This window comes from Streptomyces sp. NPDC048290 (assembly GCF_040652095.1).
Taxonomy (GTDB): Bacteria; Actinomycetota; Actinomycetes; order Streptomycetales; family Streptomycetaceae; genus Streptomyces.
The window spans coordinates 171441-188447 of record NZ_JBEZLM010000012.1; the positions used below are offsets into that span (position 1 = coordinate 171441).

The 17007-nt window shown below is 72.2% G+C and carries 14 protein-coding genes; 6 read left to right on the plus strand and 8 right to left on the minus strand.

Going from position 1 to position 17007, the window contains the following annotated elements:
* Nucleotides 1–33: 33 nt before the first annotated feature.
* Both AB0D49_RS22205 and AB0D49_RS22210 read left to right on the plus strand, forming a co-directional pair.
* The gene (locus AB0D49_RS22205; protein WP_362760173.1) at nucleotides 34–1038 is read left to right on the plus strand and encodes an ABC transporter ATP-binding protein; all 1005 of its coding nucleotides are present in this window, start codon (nucleotides 34–36) and stop codon (nucleotides 1036–1038) included.
* Entirely contained in the window at nucleotides 1038–1964 is a 927-nt protein-coding gene (locus AB0D49_RS22210; RefSeq protein ID WP_362759913.1) for a dihydrodipicolinate synthase family protein, read from the plus strand. Before AB0D49_RS22205 ends, AB0D49_RS22210 begins: the two co-directional genes overlap by 1 nt.
* Here the strand turns inward: AB0D49_RS22210 and AB0D49_RS22215 are convergent.
* From AB0D49_RS22215 to leuA, 6 genes are all read right to left on the minus strand, one after another.
* Nucleotides 1961–3139, minus strand: coding sequence for a sialidase family protein (locus AB0D49_RS22215; RefSeq protein WP_362759916.1), 1179 nt, complete (start codon nucleotides 3137–3139; stop codon nucleotides 1961–1963). The two genes, AB0D49_RS22210 and AB0D49_RS22215, sit on opposite strands and share 4 nt — an antisense overlap.
* Before the next feature lie 147 nt (nucleotides 3140–3286).
* Nucleotides 3287–3961, minus strand: a complete 675-nt coding sequence (locus AB0D49_RS22220) for a response regulator transcription factor (protein WP_362760177.1) — start codon at nucleotides 3959–3961, stop codon at nucleotides 3287–3289.
* A 28-nt stretch (nucleotides 3962–3989) separates the two neighbouring features.
* A complete protein-coding gene (locus tag AB0D49_RS22225; RefSeq protein WP_362760180.1) occupies nucleotides 3990–5261 on the minus strand; it encodes a histidine kinase in 1272 nt (423 codons plus the stop codon).
* Between the two features lie 195 nt (nucleotides 5262–5456).
* The gene (locus AB0D49_RS22230; RefSeq protein WP_362759919.1) at nucleotides 5457–7568 is read right to left on the minus strand and encodes an MMPL family transporter; all 2112 of its coding nucleotides are present in this window, start codon (nucleotides 7566–7568) and stop codon (nucleotides 5457–5459) included.
* A gap of 220 nt (nucleotides 7569–7788) precedes the next feature.
* Entirely contained in the window at nucleotides 7789–8484 is a 696-nt protein-coding gene (locus AB0D49_RS22235; protein WP_362759922.1) for a TerB family tellurite resistance protein, read from the minus strand.
* 182 nt (nucleotides 8485–8666) lie between these two features.
* The gene (leuA, locus tag AB0D49_RS22240) at nucleotides 8667–10388 is read right to left on the minus strand and encodes a 2-isopropylmalate synthase (RefSeq protein WP_362759925.1); all 1722 of its coding nucleotides are present in this window, start codon (nucleotides 10386–10388) and stop codon (nucleotides 8667–8669) included.
* A gap of 361 nt (nucleotides 10389–10749) precedes the next feature.
* Here leuA and AB0D49_RS22245 point away from each other — a divergent pair, with 361 nt between their 5' ends.
* The 3 genes from AB0D49_RS22245 to AB0D49_RS22255 all read left to right on the plus strand — a co-directional run bounded on the left by AB0D49_RS22245 (nucleotide 10750) and on the right by AB0D49_RS22255 (nucleotide 13690).
* Nucleotides 10750–11814, plus strand: a complete 1065-nt coding sequence (locus AB0D49_RS22245; RefSeq protein WP_362759928.1) for a M4 family metallopeptidase — start codon at nucleotides 10750–10752, stop codon at nucleotides 11812–11814.
* 21 nt (nucleotides 11815–11835) lie between these two features.
* On the plus strand, nucleotides 11836–12102 hold the full coding sequence (locus AB0D49_RS22250; protein WP_362759931.1) for a protealysin inhibitor emfourin: 267 nt from the start codon (nucleotides 11836–11838) through the stop codon (nucleotides 12100–12102).
* A 289-nt stretch (nucleotides 12103–12391) separates the two neighbouring features.
* Nucleotides 12392–13690, plus strand: coding sequence for a GH1 family beta-glucosidase (locus AB0D49_RS22255; RefSeq protein ID WP_362760183.1), 1299 nt, complete (start codon nucleotides 12392–12394; stop codon nucleotides 13688–13690).
* 13 nt (nucleotides 13691–13703) lie between these two features.
* On the opposite strand, the gene AB0D49_RS22260 is transcribed toward AB0D49_RS22255, so the two are convergent.
* Nucleotides 13704–14555, minus strand: a complete 852-nt coding sequence (locus tag AB0D49_RS22260) for an NAD(P)-dependent oxidoreductase (RefSeq protein ID WP_362759934.1) — start codon at nucleotides 14553–14555, stop codon at nucleotides 13704–13706.
* Nucleotides 14556–14706: 151 nt separating this feature from the next.
* Between AB0D49_RS22260 and AB0D49_RS22265 the strand changes: the two genes are divergently transcribed.
* On the plus strand, nucleotides 14707–15555 hold the full coding sequence (locus tag AB0D49_RS22265; protein WP_362759937.1) for a helix-turn-helix transcriptional regulator: 849 nt from the start codon (nucleotides 14707–14709) through the stop codon (nucleotides 15553–15555).
* 422 nt (nucleotides 15556–15977) lie between these two features.
* Here AB0D49_RS22265 and era read toward each other — a convergent pair whose 3' ends face one another.
* The gene (era, locus tag AB0D49_RS22270) at nucleotides 15978–16928 is read right to left on the minus strand and encodes a GTPase Era (protein ID WP_362759940.1); all 951 of its coding nucleotides are present in this window, start codon (nucleotides 16926–16928) and stop codon (nucleotides 15978–15980) included.
* Between the last annotated feature and the right edge of the window lie 79 nt (nucleotides 16929–17007).

Sequence of the window (17007 nt, forward strand, 5' to 3'; positions counted from 1 at the left end):
CTCGGCGAGACCGACGGCCCGCCCCCGCCCCTCGTGCGGCTCACCGGCGCCCATGTCGTCCACAAGGCGCGCAGCGGCGGTGTCTTCACCCGCGACCGGGTGTACGCCCTGACCGGCGCCGATCTCACCATCGCGCCCGGTGAGACGGTCGGCGTGGTGGGCGAGTCCGGGTGCGGCAAGTCGACCCTGGCGAAGGTGCTGGTGGGCGTGGAACGCCCGGTGTCGGGCACGGTGGAGCTGCGCGGCCGGGACCTGTGGGCGATGCCGCCGGGCGAGCGGCGTACCGCCGTCGGCACGGGCACCGGCATGATCTTCCAGGACCCGTCGACCGCGCTGAACCGCCGGCTGACGATCCGCCAGATCCTGCGCGACCCGCTGGATGTGCACGGCCGGGGCAGCCGCGCCGGGCGCGCGGAGCGGGTACGGGAGCTGATGGCCCTGGTGGGGCTGCCGCCCGCGCTCGGCGACGCGCTCCCCGGCCAGTTGTCCGGCGGTCAGCGCCAGCGGGTGGCCATCGCCCGCGCGCTGGCCCTGGAGCCCGAGCTGGTGGTAGCCGACGAGCCGACCAGCGCGCTGGACGTGTCGGTCCGCGCCCAGATCCTCAATCTCCTGCTGGACCTGCGCGAACGCCTCGGTCTCGCCCTGGTGTTCGTGTCGCACGACATCCAGACGGTACGGCGGATGAGCGACCGGGTGATCACCATGTACCTGGGCCGGATCGTGGAGGAGTCCCCGGCCGACCGGGTCACCGACCACGCCCGTCACCCGTACACCCGGGCCCTGTTCTCGGCCACCCCGGGGCTGCTGCACCCGGTCGACCCGATCCCGCTGGTGGGCCCGGTGCCGTCGGCGACCCGCCCGCCCAGCGGCTGCCCGTTCCGCACCCGCTGCTGGAAGGCCGACCAGGTCTGCATGGACGAATTGCCCGATTTTACGGCCGCGTCGGCGCCCGGCCACCGCTTCCGCTGCCACCATCCTGTGGAGGAGGACGAGTCGACCCGAGACCTCGCCCGGCACACCCACCCACGGGAGAACTGATGCCCCTTCCCGCCCCGCTCACCGGAGTCGTCCCGCCCGTCTGCACCCCGCTGACGCCCGAGGGCGAGGTGGACGTCCGCTCGCTGCGGCGGCTGGTGGACCATCTGGTGGCGGGCGGGGTGCACGGTCTGTTCGTGCTGGGCTCGACGTCCGAGGCGGCCTATCTGACGGACGCCCAGCGGCGGCTGGTGGTGGAGACCGTCGTGGACCACATCGGCGGCTCCCTCCCGGTGCTGGCGGGCGCGATCGACATGACGACCCCCCGGGTCCTGGACCACATCGCCGGCGCCGCCGCAGCGGGCGCCGACGCGGCGGTCGCCACGGCCCCGTTCTACACCCGTACCCATCCGGCGGAGATCGCCCGCCACTTCCGGCTGCTCGCGGAGGGCTCAGCGATCCCGGTCGTCGCCTACGACCTGCCCCGCTCGGTGCACTCCAAGCTGTCCCCCGCCTTGGTCCTGGAACTGGCGGCGGAGGGCACCGTGGCGGGCCTGAAGGACTCCAGCGGCGACCTCGGCGGCTTCCGCGAGGTCGTGCTCGGCGCCCGCGCGATCCCCGGGTTCAGTGTGCTGACCGGCTCCGAGGTGGTGACCGACGCGGCCCTCGCGCTGGGCGCCGACGGGGCGGTCCCGGGCCTCGCCAACGTGGACCCGCACGGGTACGTCCGCCTCTACCGCCTCGCCCGCGCCGACGACTGGGACCGGGCCCGCGCCGAACAGGAACGTCTCTGCGCCCTGTTCGGCATGGTCGGCGTCGGCGACCCGGCCCGGATGGGCGGCAGCTCCGCCGCCCTCGGCGCGTTCAAGGCGGCGCTGCATCTGCGCGGGATCATCGACTGCCCGGCCACCGCCGCCCCCCAGATCCCCCTGTCGCCGGACGAGACCGAGCGCATCGGCAAGTACCTGGCGTCCGCCGGCCTCCTCTAGTCGATCTCCAGCCGCCGGAACTCGATCGTCTCGTACGTCCCGGACACCCCGGTCTCGTACAGGATCCCCGCGGTGCGCGCGTCGAGCGGCACGAGGTCCGAGTAGGCGGCCCGCCGGGTGGACAGCGTGCGGTCCTTGGTGAAGCCGCGTCCGCCGTCCGTGCTCCGCCACAGGGCCATCGACTGCCGGGCGGTGGGCACGGACGGCCCGGAGAACAGCAGCGGCCCCCCGTCCGGCATCTGGAGCACACTGCCCTGCACGATCGGCACATCGTCCAGGCTGTGCTGCACGGCGTACGGCCGGACCAGACGGGCGCCACCGTCGAGGGACCAGGCGTCGAGCCGATGCCCCGCGCTCGTCCCGTGCTGGTCGCGCGCCGAGAAGTAGAGCCGACCGTCCGGGAGCTGGGCGGCACTGGACTCGTTGGCGTTGTCGACCCCGTCGTAGGAGTCGTCCACGAACCCGATCCGCCAGGTCAGCCCGCCGTCGTCGCTGTAGAGCGCGTGGCCGCCGTACCAGCGGGGCTCCTGACCGGTGTCGGAGGACCCGGCGGGCGGGGCGGCGGAGTGGTTGGCGGGCACCACCAGACGCCCCGCGTGGCGCCCCTGGGTGAGGGCGACGGCGTGACCGGGCCCGGTGGCGTACCAGCGCCAGCCCGGCAGCTTCACCTCCCCGGTGATCTCGCGGGGCGCCCCGAACCGGCGCCCGTCGTCCGTGCCGCGCTGCACGAACACCCGCCTGCTCTGCTCGGCGCTCACCTCGCCCCGCATGATCTGCGCCTCGCTGACCTGCCCGCCGTTGAAGGAGGTCAGCAGGACGACGTCCCCGCTGGCCGGGTCGACCACGGGCGCCGGATTGCCCCGGGTGTCCCCGTCCCCGGCGGCCACCACACTCACCGGGCCCCAGGTACAGCCCCCGTCCTCGGACCGCCGCACGACGACATCGATGTCCCCGCTGTCCCCCGCCCCACCCCGCCGCCCCTCGGCGAACGCCAGCAGCGCGCCCTGGTCGGTACGGACGACAGCGGGAATCCGATAGGTGTCGTACCCCCCACTCCCCGCCACATAGGGCACGGACCCCTCACACCCCCCGACGGCCCCCACACCGGGAGCAAGACCGGCGAACAACCCGCCGACCAGCCCAAGAACGACCACTCCACGCCCGAAAGCTCTCATCCCCCCATCCTCAGGGCCCCCCACAATCTCCCCGAACAGCAACGCCGCAAAAGGGGCGCTGGGGGTACCCCCTCTGGGGGAGGAACTGCGCAAAACCCACAACGCACCCGCACCCGACCACGCACCGCACCGCACCCAACACCCCCGTCACTCCCCCGCCCGCACCAACCCCGACTCATACGCCACAATCACCAGCTGAGCCCGATCCCGCACACCCAACTTCCCCATGATCCGGCTGACATGCGTCTTCGCGGTCAGCGGACTGAGCCCCAGCGCCGCCCCGATCTCCGCGTTGTTCAACCCCCGCGCCACCAACGTCAACACCTCCCGCTCCCGCCCGGAAAGACACCCCGGCCCCACCCCGGGAAGCGGCTCCACGCTCCGCACCACCCGCTCGATCAGCCGTGCCGTCGGCCCCGGCGACAGCAACGCCTCCCCCGCGGCGACCGTACGGATCGCGTCCAGCAGCTCCGCCGGCCGTGTGTCCTTGACCAGGAACCCCGCCGCGCCCGCCCGCAGCGCGGCGACGATGTTCTCGTCGGTGTCGTACGTCGTCAGCACCAGCACCTTCACGCCCGCCAGCGCCGCGTCCCCCGCGATCAGCCGGGTCGCCTCGATCCCGTCGAGATCGGGCATCCGGATGTCCATGACGACCAGGTCCGCCCCGGCCCCGCGCGCCAGCTCGACCGCCTCCCGCCCGGTCGCCGCCTGCCCGACCACCTCCATGTCCTTCGCGGACTCGACGAGCAGGGCGAACGCCGACCGCACCAGATTCTGGTCGTCGGCGAGCAGCACCCGGATACGCCCCCGCTCCCCACCCATCCCGTCCATCCCGGCCGTCCCGTCCACCTCACACCCCCTCCTTCGGCAGCAGACACCCCGGACACTCGGCCACCGAACCCACCGAACCCACCGAAGTCGCCGAAGTCGCCGCACCCGCCCCCACCGCGGCAGCGACCCGCTCCCCCAGCGGCAGCACCGCGCTCACCTCGAACCCGGCCCCGCGCGGCAGCGGCCCCGCGTCGAGGCTGCCGCCCACACTGCGGGCCCGCTCCCGCATCCCGACCAGCCCGTAGCCCGGCGTCCCGGTGCCCGCGCCCGCCCCGTCGTCGGTGACCCCGACGCGCAGCACCCCGGCGTCATGGCGTACCCGCACCCGCACGGTGAGGTCGTCGCGCCCGCCGTGCCGTACGGCGTTGGTGAGGGCTTCCTGCACGATCCGGTACGCGGCGGCGCCCACCGCCGGGGGCACCCCGTCGGCGGTGACATCGAGGTCGACCCGCGCCCCCGCCAGCCGCGCGCTGTCCGCGAGGTCGCCGAGCCCGCGCAGATCCGGCAGGGAGCCCCGGGGGTCGCCGCCGTCCTGGGCGCGCAGCACCTCCAGCGTGGTGCGGAGTTCACCGCGGGCCGAGCGGCAGGTGTCGGCGATGTCGTCGAGCGCGGCGGCGACGGAGGCCCGGTCGAGCCGTTCGGGGTCGGCGTTGAGGACATGGGCGGCGACGGAGGTCTGCACCCCGATGAGGGTGATGCTGTGGGCGAGCAGATCGTGCAGATCGCGGGCGATGCGCAGGCGTTCCTCGGCGACCCGGCGGCGGGCCTCCTCCTCCCGGGTGCGCTCCGCGCGTTCGGCGCGCTCCACGACGGAGGCGAAGTACTGCCGGTAGTAGCGCACGTCGATGCCGCAGAACAGGACGGCGAGAATCCAGCCGGAGATCCGCAGCACCTCGGCGAGGCCGTCGGGGTTGGTGACGGCGTTGATGACGAGGGTGGCGCCGAGGATGGTGGCGCCGGTGAGCAGGGTGCGCCGCACGGTGCCGGTGGCGGCGACGGTGTACAGGACGATCACGGTCGCCGGGATGGCGGCGGGGTGGCTGTTGTCCAGCGCGTGGTAGGGCGCGACGAGCGCGACGACGGCGAGGAGCACCGGCATCGGGCGGCGCCGCCGCCACACCAGCGGGACATGGGCGGCGTAGAGCAGGGTCCAGCCGAGCGGGTCGGGGCGCAGCCCGTCGCTGCCCATGAGGGCGAACCAGGTGCCGAGGAGGGCGGCGGCGACGGCGAGCACGGCGTCGTTGCGCCGCCCGTGCGGGGCGGTCAGCGGATCGCGGTTGATCGCGGCCATGACCCGCTCGCCGACGCGGGGCCGGGCGGGGTGGGTGGTTGCCTGCACGGGCTCATCTTCCGTCAGGGGGCGCCCGCTCCGGGAGGGAGGGGGCGCCCCAGGTCGTGCGGTGCGTCAGCGTCCGGCGGAACGTCCGGTGCGTCAGCGTCGGGCGGAACATCCGGTGCCTCAGCCTCCGGCAGAACGCCCGGTACCTCAGCGTCCGGAGGAGGCACCCACCGGCGCGGACCGCTCCGCCGTGTCCGTCCCGCCGGTCCCCGGCGCCGTACCCGGCGCGCGGGACAGCGGTCCCGGCCACCACACCGCCCGCCGCAGGGCCACGCTGGCGCTGGTGACCAGGTACGTGCGGACCAGGAAGGTGTCCAGCAGCACGCCCACCGCGATCACGAAGCCCAGCTGCACCAGTTGCAGCATCGGCATGGTGGTGAGCACGGCGAAGGTCGCGGCGAGGACCAGCCCGGCGGAGGCGATGACGCCGCCGGTGGTGCGCAGCGCGGTGAGCGCGGCGGCGACCGGTTCGGCGCCCTTGAGTGCCTCCTCCCGCATCCGGTGCATCAGGAAGATGCCGTAGTCCACGCCGAGGGCGACGAGGAAGACGAAGGACAGCAGTCCGAGCCCGGGGTCGGTGCCCTCGAAGCCGAACAGCGGCCCGAAGACCAGCCCGCCGATGCCGAGCGAGGCCCCCCACACCGCGACCACGGCGGCGACCAGCAGCAGCGGCGCGACCAGGCTGCGCAGCAGCACGACGAGGATCAGCAGCACGGAGACCAGCACCAGCGGGACGACGACCATCTGGTCGCGGGCGTTGGTGTCCTTGAGGTCGATCTGCTCGGCGCTGGGCCCGCCGACGTAGGAGCCGTCGAGCCGGTCGCGGAGTTCCCCGATGGTCCGGGTCTCCCCGGCGGACTGCGGGGGCGCGGCGGCGAGCACGGTGATCTCGCTCCAGCCGTCGCCGCTGCGTCCGCGTTCGGCGCTCGCCACACCGCCGGTCCCGCGGATCTCGGCCAGCGCGGTGTCGGCCCCGGCGGTGGGGGTGATGACGGTGAGGGGCTGGGTGCCCTGCCCGGGGTAGGCGTCGGCGAGGGTGCCCATGGCGGCGACGGCTTCCGGGGTGCTGGTGAAGCTGTCCTCCTGCTTGAGGTCGCCGGGCAGGTTCAGCGACCCGAGGGCCAGCGCGCCGAGCAGCAGGGCCCCGCCGAGCAGGACGGTCCTCGGGCGGCGTCCGGCGGAGGTGCCCATGGCCGCGAACAGTGAGCGCCGGACCTTGGGCTGCTGCCCGTGGCGGGGCACCAGCGGCCAGAACACCCGGCGCCCGAGCAGCACCAGCAGGGCGGGCAGCAGGGTCAGCATGGCGAGCAGCGCGCACAGCACGCCGACGGTGCCGAGCGGGCCCATGCCCCGGCTGGAGTTCAGATCGGCGGCGAGCAGGCACAGCAGCCCGGCGGCGACCGTGCCGGACGAGGCGAGGACGGCGGGCCCGCAGCCGCGCAGCGCCCGCAGCATGGCGTCGTAGGGCCGTTCCACGACCCGCAGTTCCTCCCGGTACCGGGAGACCAGCAGCAGCGCGTAGTCCGTCCCGGCGCCGAACACCAGGATGGTCATGATCCCGGACGACTGCCCGGTCACCGCCGTCCCGAACCACTGGTTCAGCCCGTAGGCGACGCCCATGGACAGGAAGTCCGCGATCCCGGCGACGGCCAGCGGCACCAGCCACAGGAACGGACTGCGGTAGATGATGATCAGCAGGACGGCGACCACGGCGACGGTGGTGTAGAGCAGCGGTCCGTCGAGGGACTCGTAGACCTCGGAGGCGTCGGTGGCGAGCGCGGCCTCGCCGCCCACCTCGACACTCAGCCCGTCCCCGCCGTCGGCGACCTCGCGCACCGCGTTGACCAGGGCGTCCCGGGCCTCCTCGTCCTGCCCCGGCTCATTGCTGGCGACCGGGTACATGAGGGTGGTGCCGTCCTCGGAGGGCACCCCGACGGGTTCCGCGGCCAGGGTGTGGGCTCCGGCGATCTCGTCGATCTGCCGCGCGGCGATCTCCCGGTCACCGTCGGTCAGCCCACCGTCCCGGTGGTAGACGATCACCATCTCGGTGCTCTCCCCGCCGGGCAGCCGGTCCTGGATCTTGGCGACCTGGGTGGAGTCGGCGCTGTTGGGCAGATAGTCGACGGCCCGGTCGCGCTGGACGTCCCCCAGCTTGGCGGCGAACGGCGCGACGATCACCATCACCCCGATCCACAACCCCAGCACCACCCAGGGCACGGCCCGCCGCCGACGCCGTACGGATGCAGTAGCGGCCCCCATGAGACGGTCTCCCTCCGTCAGGACTATCAAGACGCCCTAAGCGTGTCGGGAGCCAACCCGCGATTCATCACACACCAGACCGACTTACGGGGTACTACGCCAGGAGTCAGCGCCGCTCCATTACTCCCACGGGAGTACACAGGCTGTTGAGGGCGCTGGGGGTACCCCCTCTGGGGGAGGAACTGCGCGACCAGCCCACCACGACCCGCACCAGACCCACTCAGCTCGGCGTCCCGGCAGCCGCAAGCAACCGCGACACCTCATCCGCGGTGATCGTCAACGCCGCCCCCACCGTCGCCAGAACATCCCGTTCCGCCGCCGTATAGGGCCCGTCCGCGAGAGCGATCCGCGCCCCCTGCAACAAGATCCCCTCCCGCCCCGCGGGAGCGAGATGCGGCGCGAGCGGATCGAGCGCCTCGTGCAGCTCTATGGCCAGCCCCGGCCCGCAGGGCCGCCCGTACACCCGCCCGGTGTCCGCCGCGAGCGCCTCCACGAGCGCGTCGAGCTGTTCCTCCGTGCAATCGTCGAACCCGGCGGCCCGTACGGTCCCGGCCGCCGCCGCCAGCGATCTGCGCGCCCGGGTGCCCCCGGCGGCGAGCACGGCCAGCGCGACCGTGTGCACGGCGTCCCGCAGCATCGCCGAGAACCGCGAGGTGGTCGGGTGGTCGAGGACGTCCGTGCCGAAGTGCCGGCGGCAGGCCGCGCACTCGATGGTGGGCCCGGTCTCACCGCGCGGCAGCACCGGCACCCCGAGGAGGGTGAACCGGCGGCGGCCGGTGAGCCGCTGGAAGTTGCGGTCGCCGCCGCAGCCGGGGCAGAAGAACTGCCCGTCGCCGACGGCCGTCCACGCGGTACGGGTGCCCAGGATGCGGGAATACCGGGCGACACGGCCGTCTTGTCCTCGTTCTGGCAGCATGTCGCACCTCCGTAACCCCACGGCAACATCGCCGCGCTGGCGTGATGTTAGCCACATCGGTGAGCCATAGTCAGCACCTTGGACGATACCTTTCTGTGACCTTGGCGTGAGATCGCCGATAAACGACGGAATCCCGCCCACCGACGACGGTGGACGGGATGCCGAACCCCCGGGGGGAGCGGTCAGCGGGCCGCCCGGTTGACGGCCGAGACGACCGCCTTCAGAGAGGCGCGGGTGGTGTTGGCGTCGATGCCGATACCCCACAGCACCTTGTCGCCCACCGCGCACTCGATGTACGAGGCGGCCTGCGCGGAGGCGCCCTCGCTCATGGTGTGCTCCTGGTAGTCCAGCAGCCGTACGTCGACGCCGATGGACTCCAGGGCGTCGAAGAAGGCCGAGATGGGACCGTTGCCGGTGCCGGTCAGCACGGTGTCGGCGCCGTCGACGGTGGCCTCCACGGTGAGGGTGTCCACGCCGTCGGTGTCGGTGGTGGACTGGCCGGTGCGGACCTGGATACGGCCCCAGGCGTTGTCCGGGTTGGGCAGGTACTCGTCCTGGAAGGCCGCCCAGATGTCCTTCGGGGTGACCTCGCCGCCCTCGGCGTCCGTCTTGGCCTGGATGATCTTCGAGAACTCGATCTGCATCCGGCGCGGCAGATCCAGCTTGTGGTCGTTCTTCAGGACGTACGCGATACCGCCCTTGCCGGACTGCGAGTTGACCCGGATCACGGCCTCGTAGGACCGGCCGACGTCCTTGGGGTCGATGGGCAGGTACGGCACGGCCCACTCGATGTCGTCGACGGTGACGCCCTTCGCCGCCGCGTCGGCCTCCATGGCGTCGAAGCCCTTCTTGATGGCGTCCTGGTGGGAGCCGGAGAAGGACGTGTAGACCAGGTCGCCCACATAGGGGTGGCGCGGGTGGACCTCCATCTGGTTGCAGTACTCCCACGTACGGCGGATCTCGTCGATGTCGGAGAAGTCGATCTGCGGGTCGACGCCCTGGGAGAACAGGTTCATGCCCAGGGTGACCAGGTCGACGTTGCCGGTGCGCTCGCCCTGGCCGAACAGACAGCCCTCGACGCGGTCGGCGCCGGCCATCAGCGCCAGCTCGGCGGCGGCGACGGCCGTCCCCCGGTCGTTGTGCGGGTGCACGGACAGGCAGACGAACTCCCGGCGGCTCAGGTTGCGGCCCATCCACTCGAAGCGGTCGGCGTGGGTGGAGGGCGTGGAGCGCTCGACGGTGGCGGGCAGGTTCAGGATGATCTCGCGGTCCGGGCCGGGCTGCCAGACGTCCATGACGCCCTCGCAGACCTCCAGCGCGAAGTCCAGCTCGGTGTCGGTGAAGATCTCCGGCGAGTACTGGTAGCCGAACGCGGTCTCCGGGCCCAGCAGCTTGTCGGCGTACTCCATGACCAGTCGCGTGCCGTCCACGGCGATCTGCTTGATGTCGTCCCTGGAGCCCCGGAAGACGACCCGGCGGAAGACCGGCGCGGTGGCGTTGTACAGGTGGACGGTGGCCCGGTGGGCGCCCTTCAGGGACTCCACGGTCCGCTCGATCAGGTCCTCACGGGCCTGGGTCAGCACGGAGATCGTCACATCCTCGGGGATGGCCCCCTCGTCCTCGATGATCGAGCGGACGAACTCGAAGTCGGTCTGTCCTGAGGCGGGGAAGCCGACCTCGATCTCCTTGTAGCCCATCTTCACCAGCAGATCGAACATGGCCCGCTTGCGTACCGGGGACATCGGGTCGATCAGGGCCTGGTTGCCGTCGCGCAGATCGGTGGAGAGCCAGCGGGGGGCGGCGGTGACGCGCTGCTGGGGCCAGCTGCGGTCGGGGAGGTCGACCTGCTCGTAGCGGCCGTACTTGCGGATGGGCATCGAGCTGGGCTGCTGGCGATTCACCATGATCGGGGGCTCCTGAGGGTGTCCGGAAGGGGACGGCCGACGCAACACGAAGCTCCGCGGGGAGGGAGTCGACCTGGACTACAGGCCCTCGCCGCGGCAGCTAAGAAGAAGCAGCCCGAAACGCATGATGCCGAGCACTCTAACCGAGACAGGACGGACACGGCGCCCTGTATCACCATGCGGAACCGGGGATCACCTTCCATGACCGCCGTGCGAGGGGCGAGGAGCGACGCGAGGAACCGCACAGGACCACGCGTCCGCTAGCACACCGTAACCGGACCAGCCCCAAACCCCCGCACTCTTCACCAAATCCTGGTAACCCCTAGTGACATCGACTCAACGGAGTGCCACCGTGTCGTACATGAAGGAAAACGGGGGCCATGAGCCCATCTTCTGCACGATCATCCCGCCCCACGTCCTCGACAAGCTCACCCAGGCCGATGAGCCCGGCGTGGCCCGCGCGGCCCGCCACACCCTCCAGCGGGACGCCTTCGAGCGCACCCAGCGGCGGCTGACCACCGTCCTGGGCGCCCCCGCCGTCGCCGTCCCCGCCGCCACCGGCACCCCGCGGCGCACGATCTACGACGCCCAGCACCGCACGAGCCTGCCCGGCACGAAGGTCCGCGGCGAGGGCTCGGAGCCCGGCCAGGACGCCACCGTCAACCGCGCGTACGCGGGTCTCGGCGCGACCTACGAACTCTTCTTCACGGCGTTCGGGCGCGACTCGATCGACGGCGGCGGCCTCCCGCTGGACGCGACGGTCCACTACGACGAGGACTACAACAACGCGTTCTGGAACGGCGAGCAGATGGTGTTCGGCGACGGGGACGGCGAGATCTTCCTCGACTTCACGCTCCCCATCGACGTCATCGGCCATGAACTCGCCCACGGCGTCACCCAGTACACGGCGAACCTCACCTACTTCGGCCAGCCCGGCGCGCTCAACGAGTCGCTCTCCGACGTCTTCGGCTCGCTGATCAAGCAGCAGACCCTGGGCCAGACCGCCGACCAGGCGGACTGGCTGATCGGCGCCGGACTGCTCGCCCCGCGTGTCACGGGCGTGGCCCTGCGCTCGATGAAGGCCCCGGGCACGGCGTACGACGACGACGTCCTCGGCAAGGACCCGCAGCCCGCGACGATGGACGACTATGTGCGCACCGGCCGGGACAACGGCGGGGTGCACATCAACTCCGGTATCCCCAACCACGCGTTCTACCTCGCCGCCACCACCCTCGGCGGCCACGCCTGGGAGCGCGCCGGACAGATCTGGTACGACGTGCTGACCGGCGGGGAACTGGCGGAGGACGCGAACTTCGCCGAGTTCGCCGAGCTGACGGTGACCGCCGCCCGCGCCCGGTTCGGCGACGGCGAGGAGCTGTTGGCCGTGCAGAAGGCGTGGGAGCGGGTCGGGGTGCGCGAGGCGTAGTTCCGTACTAGACAGGGACCCATGCGGATTCAGGTGAGGCGCACGGGCGGGTTCGCGGGGATCGAGCGGCAGGCCGAGGTGGACACCTCGGGGCGGCCCGACGCCGCGGAGTGGCGGGCCCTGGCCGGGCGGGCGGTCGACGCCGGCCGGGGCACCCCGGCGGCCGGGGTGCCGGACGGCTTCAGCTACGAGATCACCGTGGACGGGACGACGGTGTACTGCGCGGACCCCCGGCTCACGGACGACCAGCGGGAGCTGATCCGACGGGTGCTGAAGGAGGGCACCTGAGTGGTGGGGTGAGCTGCGGGGGAGCCACGGGGGTGAGCTGCGGGGCGAGCCTCGGGGCACTGGGCGCCGGGCGCCGGGCGAGCCGCCGGGCGAGGCAGTGGTCGCCCGCCCGTTGACTTCTGTTACCCGCGGTACGGATGATCCGCGCATGGCGACTGACGATCCGCGCGTGGCGAGTGACGATCCAGGCTTGGCGACTGACGATCCGGGCTTGGCGACTGACGATCCTCGCTCGGCGACTGACGGGGCGACCGGCCGGGTGACCGGCCGGCGCACGGAGACGACCCCGATCCCCCCGATCCCCCGGTTCCCGGACGGGTTCCGGTGGGGGGTCTCGACCTCCGCCCAGCAGATCGAGGGCGCGGCCGAGCTGCGCGAACCCTCGGTGTGGGACGTGTTCGCGGCGGAGCCCGGCCGGGTGAAGGACGGCTCGAACCCGGCCGTGGCCTGCGACCACTACCACCGCTACCCCGAGGACGTGGCGCTCCTCGCCGACCTGGGCGTGGACGCGTACCGCTTCTCGGTCTCCTGGCCGCGGGTGGCCTCCCCCGGCGGACTCGACTTCTACGACCGGCTGGTGGACGCCCTGTGCGCGGCGGGGATACGGCCGGTACCGACCCTCTTCCACTGGGAGCTGCCGGTCACGCTGGACTGGCGGGAGCGGGACACCGCCGCCCGGTTCGGCGACCATGTGGCGGTGGTCGCCGAGCGGCTCGGCGACCGGGTGTCCCAGTGGATCACCCTCAACGAGCCCGCCGAGCACACCCTGCTGGGCCACGCCCTCGGTATCCACGCCCCCGGCAAGCAGTTGCTGTTCGACGCGCTGCCGGTCGCCCACCACCAGCTCCTCGCGCACGGCATGGCGGTCCAGACGCTGCGCGCGGCCGGGGCGGCGGAGGTCGGCATCACCAACTCGCACGGCCCGACCTGGCCCGCCTCCGGGGAGAGCGCCGATGTGGAGGCCGCCGAGTTCTACGACGTGCTCCTCAACCGGCTGTTCGCCGATCCGCTGCTGCTGGGCGCGTACCCGGCCGGGCTGGGCGAGCTGATGCCGGGGGATGTGGCGGCGGACCTGAAGCTGATCTCCGAACCGCTGGACTTCTACGGCGTCAACTACTACGCGCCGACCCGGGTGGGCGCCCCGCAGGGCACCGAGATCGACTTCGGCGGGGTCCGGATGCCCGCCGAACTGCCCTTCTCCGTGCGGGAGATCGAGGGCGTCCCGGTGACGGACTTCGGCTGGCCGGTGGTCCCGGAGGGCCTGACCGAACTCCTCACCCTCCTGCGCGACCGCTACGGCGACCGGCTGCCCCCGGTCGTCATCACCGAGAACGGCTGCTCCTACGAAGGGCTCGACGACCAGGAGCGGATCGCCTACCTCGACGGCCACATCCGCGCCCTGCACCGGGCGGTCGAGGCGGGCGTGGACGTGCGGGGCTACTTCGTCTGGTCGCTGCTGGACAACTTCGAGTGGGCGGAGGGCTACGCCCGCCGCTTCGGCCTGGTGCACGTCGACTACGCGACCCAGCGCCGTACGCCGAAGGCGTCGTACGCCTGGTACCGGGAGCTGCTGCGCGCCCAGCGGTGAGCCGGGGTGACGGTCACAGGGCTCCGGCGTCCCGGGCGTTCCAGACGCTCGGGAAGATCGGCCGGTAGCCCAGCTCCCGGCGTATCCGCTCGGTCGACATGATGCCGAACCAGGGGTCGGGGTCGGTGCGATCCTGGAGCTCGGCCGGGGGCTCGACCCCATTGAGCTGGTGCAGCTCTACGGCGGTCACGGGGGCGTCGTCGGCGAGGTTGTAGACGCCGGTGGCGCCCGGGGTCCACAGCAGCCGCAGCAGGCCCTGGGCCACGTCCATGTGGTGGGCCATCTGGAGGCGCTGGGCGCCGGCCCAGTGCGCGGCCCAGCGCAGGGACTGGGCGAGATGCGGGTCGCCCTCGCCGTACACGAAGGGCAGCCGTGCGATACGGACGTCGAGACCGGTCAGGGTGGTCAGCTCCCGCTCGGCGGCGATCTTTGACTCCGGGTAGGCGCCCCACAGCTCGCCGCCCGGCCGGATCTCGTCCTCCTCGACCAGCGGACGCCCCCGGCCGGTCCCGTACACCACGCCCGTACTGACCTGCACGAACCGTTCCACTCCGGCCGCCTGGGCGGCCTTGCCGAGGGCGACGGCCGCGTCCCGGTTGACCGCCCACGCCTCCTCGTCGGGCACCCAGCGGAAGGAGGCGGCGATGTTGACCACGGCGTCCGCCCCGGCCACCGCCTTGTCGAGGGTCTCCTCGTCCCGCAGATCGCCCACCAGGAGCTGGGCGCCCAGCTCCACGAAGGGCTCGGCGCGGGCCGCGTCCCGCACCAGCACCCGCACCTCGTCCCCCGGGCGCCGCCGCGCCAGCAGCCGGGGCAGGAAACGCCGCCCGACCTGCCCTGTCGTCCCTGTCACCAGTGTCAGCATGATCCGCCGCCTTCGTGTTCCGACCGTTGCCGGTGGTTGTCGTCTCTCGTCTCTCCAGCGTGGCTCCGGGAGCGGTGGGGCGGCAGAGACCTGTCGATCGGGGGATCGGCGGTCCCTGGTTGAGCCGGGCGGGAAGGCGCAGGCTGGAGGGGTGAACCGAACGGAACTCGCGGACTTCCTGCGGCGGGGCCGCGCCCGCATCACCCCGGCCGACGTGGGACTGACGGCCGGCCCCCGGCGCCGTACGCCCGGACTGCGGCGGGAGGAGGTGGCGGCGCTGGCCGGGCTGTCCGTGGACTACTACACCCGGCTGGAACAGTCACGCGGGCCGCGCCCGTCCCGCCAGACCCTGACCGCCCTGGCCCGCGCGCTACGGCTGACGGACGTGGAGCACGACCATCTGTTCCATCTGGCGGGCGAGGAGCCGCCCCGGCGGGAGACGGCGTCGGGACATGTCCGCCCCGGGCTGCTGCTGGTCCTGGACCGGCTGCACGACGCGCCCGCGCATGTCGTCAGCGACTGCGGTGAGCTGCTGGCGCAGAACGCGATGTCCAGGGCGCTGATCGGGGACGTGATGGCCGCGCCGCGCCGGCAGCGCAACCTCGTACGCCGCTTCTTCCTGGACCCGGACGCGCGGACGCTGTTCCCGGCGGCCGATCACCCGGCGATGGCCCGCACGCATGTGGCGAGCCTGCGCGCGGTGGCGGCGGCCCACCCCGACGACCCGGAACCGGCGGCGCTGGTGGCCGAACTCCGCTCCGCCAGCGCGGAGTTCGCCCGGCTGTGGACCGCGCACGAGGTCGCCCAGCGCAACAGCGCGACGAAACGGTTCCTGCATCCGGTGGTGGGGCTGCTGGAGGTCGACTGCGAGGTCCTCCTCAGCCACCGCCACCGCCACCTCTTGATCCTCCACACGGCCCGCCCGAACACGGAAACCCACGACCGCCTAAAGCTACTGAGAGTCCTGGGCACGCAGACCTTCAGCGAGGAGGTGTTGTAGGGCCTGCTGGAATCGGGGGGGAGGGGGAGGAGGCTTCGGCTTTGGGGGGCGGCGCGCCGGAATCACGGGCAGGAGCGCGGGCTTCAGCTTTTAGGGGCGGCACGCTGGGATCAGGGACAGGAGCACGAGCTTCAGCTCTCAGGGGCGGCGCGCCGGAATCACCAGGCAGGGGCGCGAGCCTCTGGTGGCGGCGCGCCGGAATCACCGGGCGGGCGCGGGCTTTGGCCTTCAGGGGCGGCACCCTGGAATCGCCGGGCGGGGCGCAGGTTTTTAGGGGCGCGGGGAACTGCGCATCACACCGAGAGACGGCACAGGGAAGTCACCGGGCTGGACCAAGGCTCTTCAGGGGCGCGGGGAACTGCGCGACCAGCCACAACCCACCCGCACCCGACGACCGACCCCAACCCCTAGAACCCCAACCCCTAGAACCCAAGCCGCCGCAACTGCTTAGGATCCCGCTGCCAATCCTTCGCCACCTTCACATGCAGATCCAAGAACACCGGCGTCCCCAACAACGCCTCGATCTGCTTGCGCGACTTGATCCCGACATCCTTCAGCCGCTTCCCCTTCGGCCCGATGATGATCCCCTTCTGACTGGACCGCTCGATGTAAAGATTCGCGTGGATGTCCAGCAGGGGCCGATCCGCAGGCCGATCCGCCCGAGGCAACATCTCCTCCACGACCACCGCGATGGAGTGCGGCAACTCATCCCGCACCCCCTCAAGCGCCGCCTCCCGGATCAGCTCCGCGATCATCACCTGCTCGGGCTCGTCCGTCAGCTCCCCATCGGGATACAGGGCGGGCCCCTCCGGCAGCAACGGGATCAGCAGATCCGCCAGCAGCTCCACCTGCCTGCCCGCCGTCGCGGACACCGGCACGATCTCCGCCCACTCGAACCCCAGCTCCTTGCCGAGCTGGTCCACGGCGATGAGCTGCTCGGCGAGGGTCTTGGAGTCCACCAGATCGGTCTTGGTGACGACGGCGATCTTCGGCGCCTTGCGAATCCCGGCGAGTTCCTTCGCGATGAACCGGTCGCCGGGCCCGATCTTCTCGTTGGCCGGGATGCAGAACCCGATGACGTCGACCTCGGCCCACGTCGTGCGCACCACGTCGTTCAGCCGCTCGCCGAGCAGGGTGCGCGGCTTGTGCAGTCCGGGGGTGTCGACCAGGATCAGCTGGGCGTCGGGCCGGTGCACGATGCCGCGGACGGTGTGCCGCGTGGTCTGTGGCTGGTTCGCGGTGATCGCCACCTTCCGCCCGACCAGAGCGTTCGTGAGGGTGGACTTGCCCGCGTTGGGCCGGCCCACGAAACAGGCGAAACCGGAGCGGTGGGGTGCCGCGGACGGCTCGGAGGACGGGGTTCGAACGCTCATGGCGCCCATTGTCCCTGATCCACAGGGAGCCGCCGTACGTGCGGGCCGGGCGCCGCGTGGACGCCCGGCCCGCACCCAG

Excerpts from the sequence above, each read along its gene's own strand:
- AB0D49_RS22210 (WP_362759913.1), top strand. The coding sequence starts at position 1,038 with ATGCCCCTTCCCGCCCCGCTCACCGGAGTCGTCCCGCCCGTCTGCACC.
- AB0D49_RS22215 (WP_362759916.1), bottom strand. The coding sequence starts at position 3,139 with ATGAGAGCTTTCGGGCGTGGAGTGGTCGTTCTTGGGCTGGTCGGCGGG.
- AB0D49_RS22220 (WP_362760177.1), bottom strand. The coding sequence starts at position 3,961 with ATGGGTGGGGAGCGGGGGCGTATCCGGGTGCTGCTCGCCGACGACCAG.
- AB0D49_RS22225 (WP_362760180.1), bottom strand. The coding sequence starts at position 5,261 with ATGGCCGCGATCAACCGCGATCCGCTGACCGCCCCGCACGGGCGGCGC.
- AB0D49_RS22230 (WP_362759919.1), bottom strand. The coding sequence starts at position 7,568 with ATGGGGGCCGCTACTGCATCCGTACGGCGTCGGCGGCGGGCCGTGCCC.
- AB0D49_RS22235 (WP_362759922.1), bottom strand. The coding sequence starts at position 8,484 with ATGCTGCCAGAACGAGGACAAGACGGCCGTGTCGCCCGGTATTCCCGC.
- leuA (WP_362759925.1), bottom strand. The coding sequence starts at position 10,388 with ATGGTGAATCGCCAGCAGCCCAGCTCGATGCCCATCCGCAAGTACGGC.
- AB0D49_RS22245 (WP_362759928.1), top strand. The coding sequence starts at position 10,750 with ATGAAGGAAAACGGGGGCCATGAGCCCATCTTCTGCACGATCATCCCG.
- AB0D49_RS22250 (WP_362759931.1), top strand. The coding sequence starts at position 11,836 with ATGCGGATTCAGGTGAGGCGCACGGGCGGGTTCGCGGGGATCGAGCGG.
- AB0D49_RS22260 (WP_362759934.1), bottom strand. The coding sequence starts at position 14,555 with ATGCTGACACTGGTGACAGGGACGACAGGGCAGGTCGGGCGGCGTTTC.
- era (WP_362759940.1), bottom strand. The coding sequence starts at position 16,928 with ATGAGCGTTCGAACCCCGTCCTCCGAGCCGTCCGCGGCACCCCACCGC.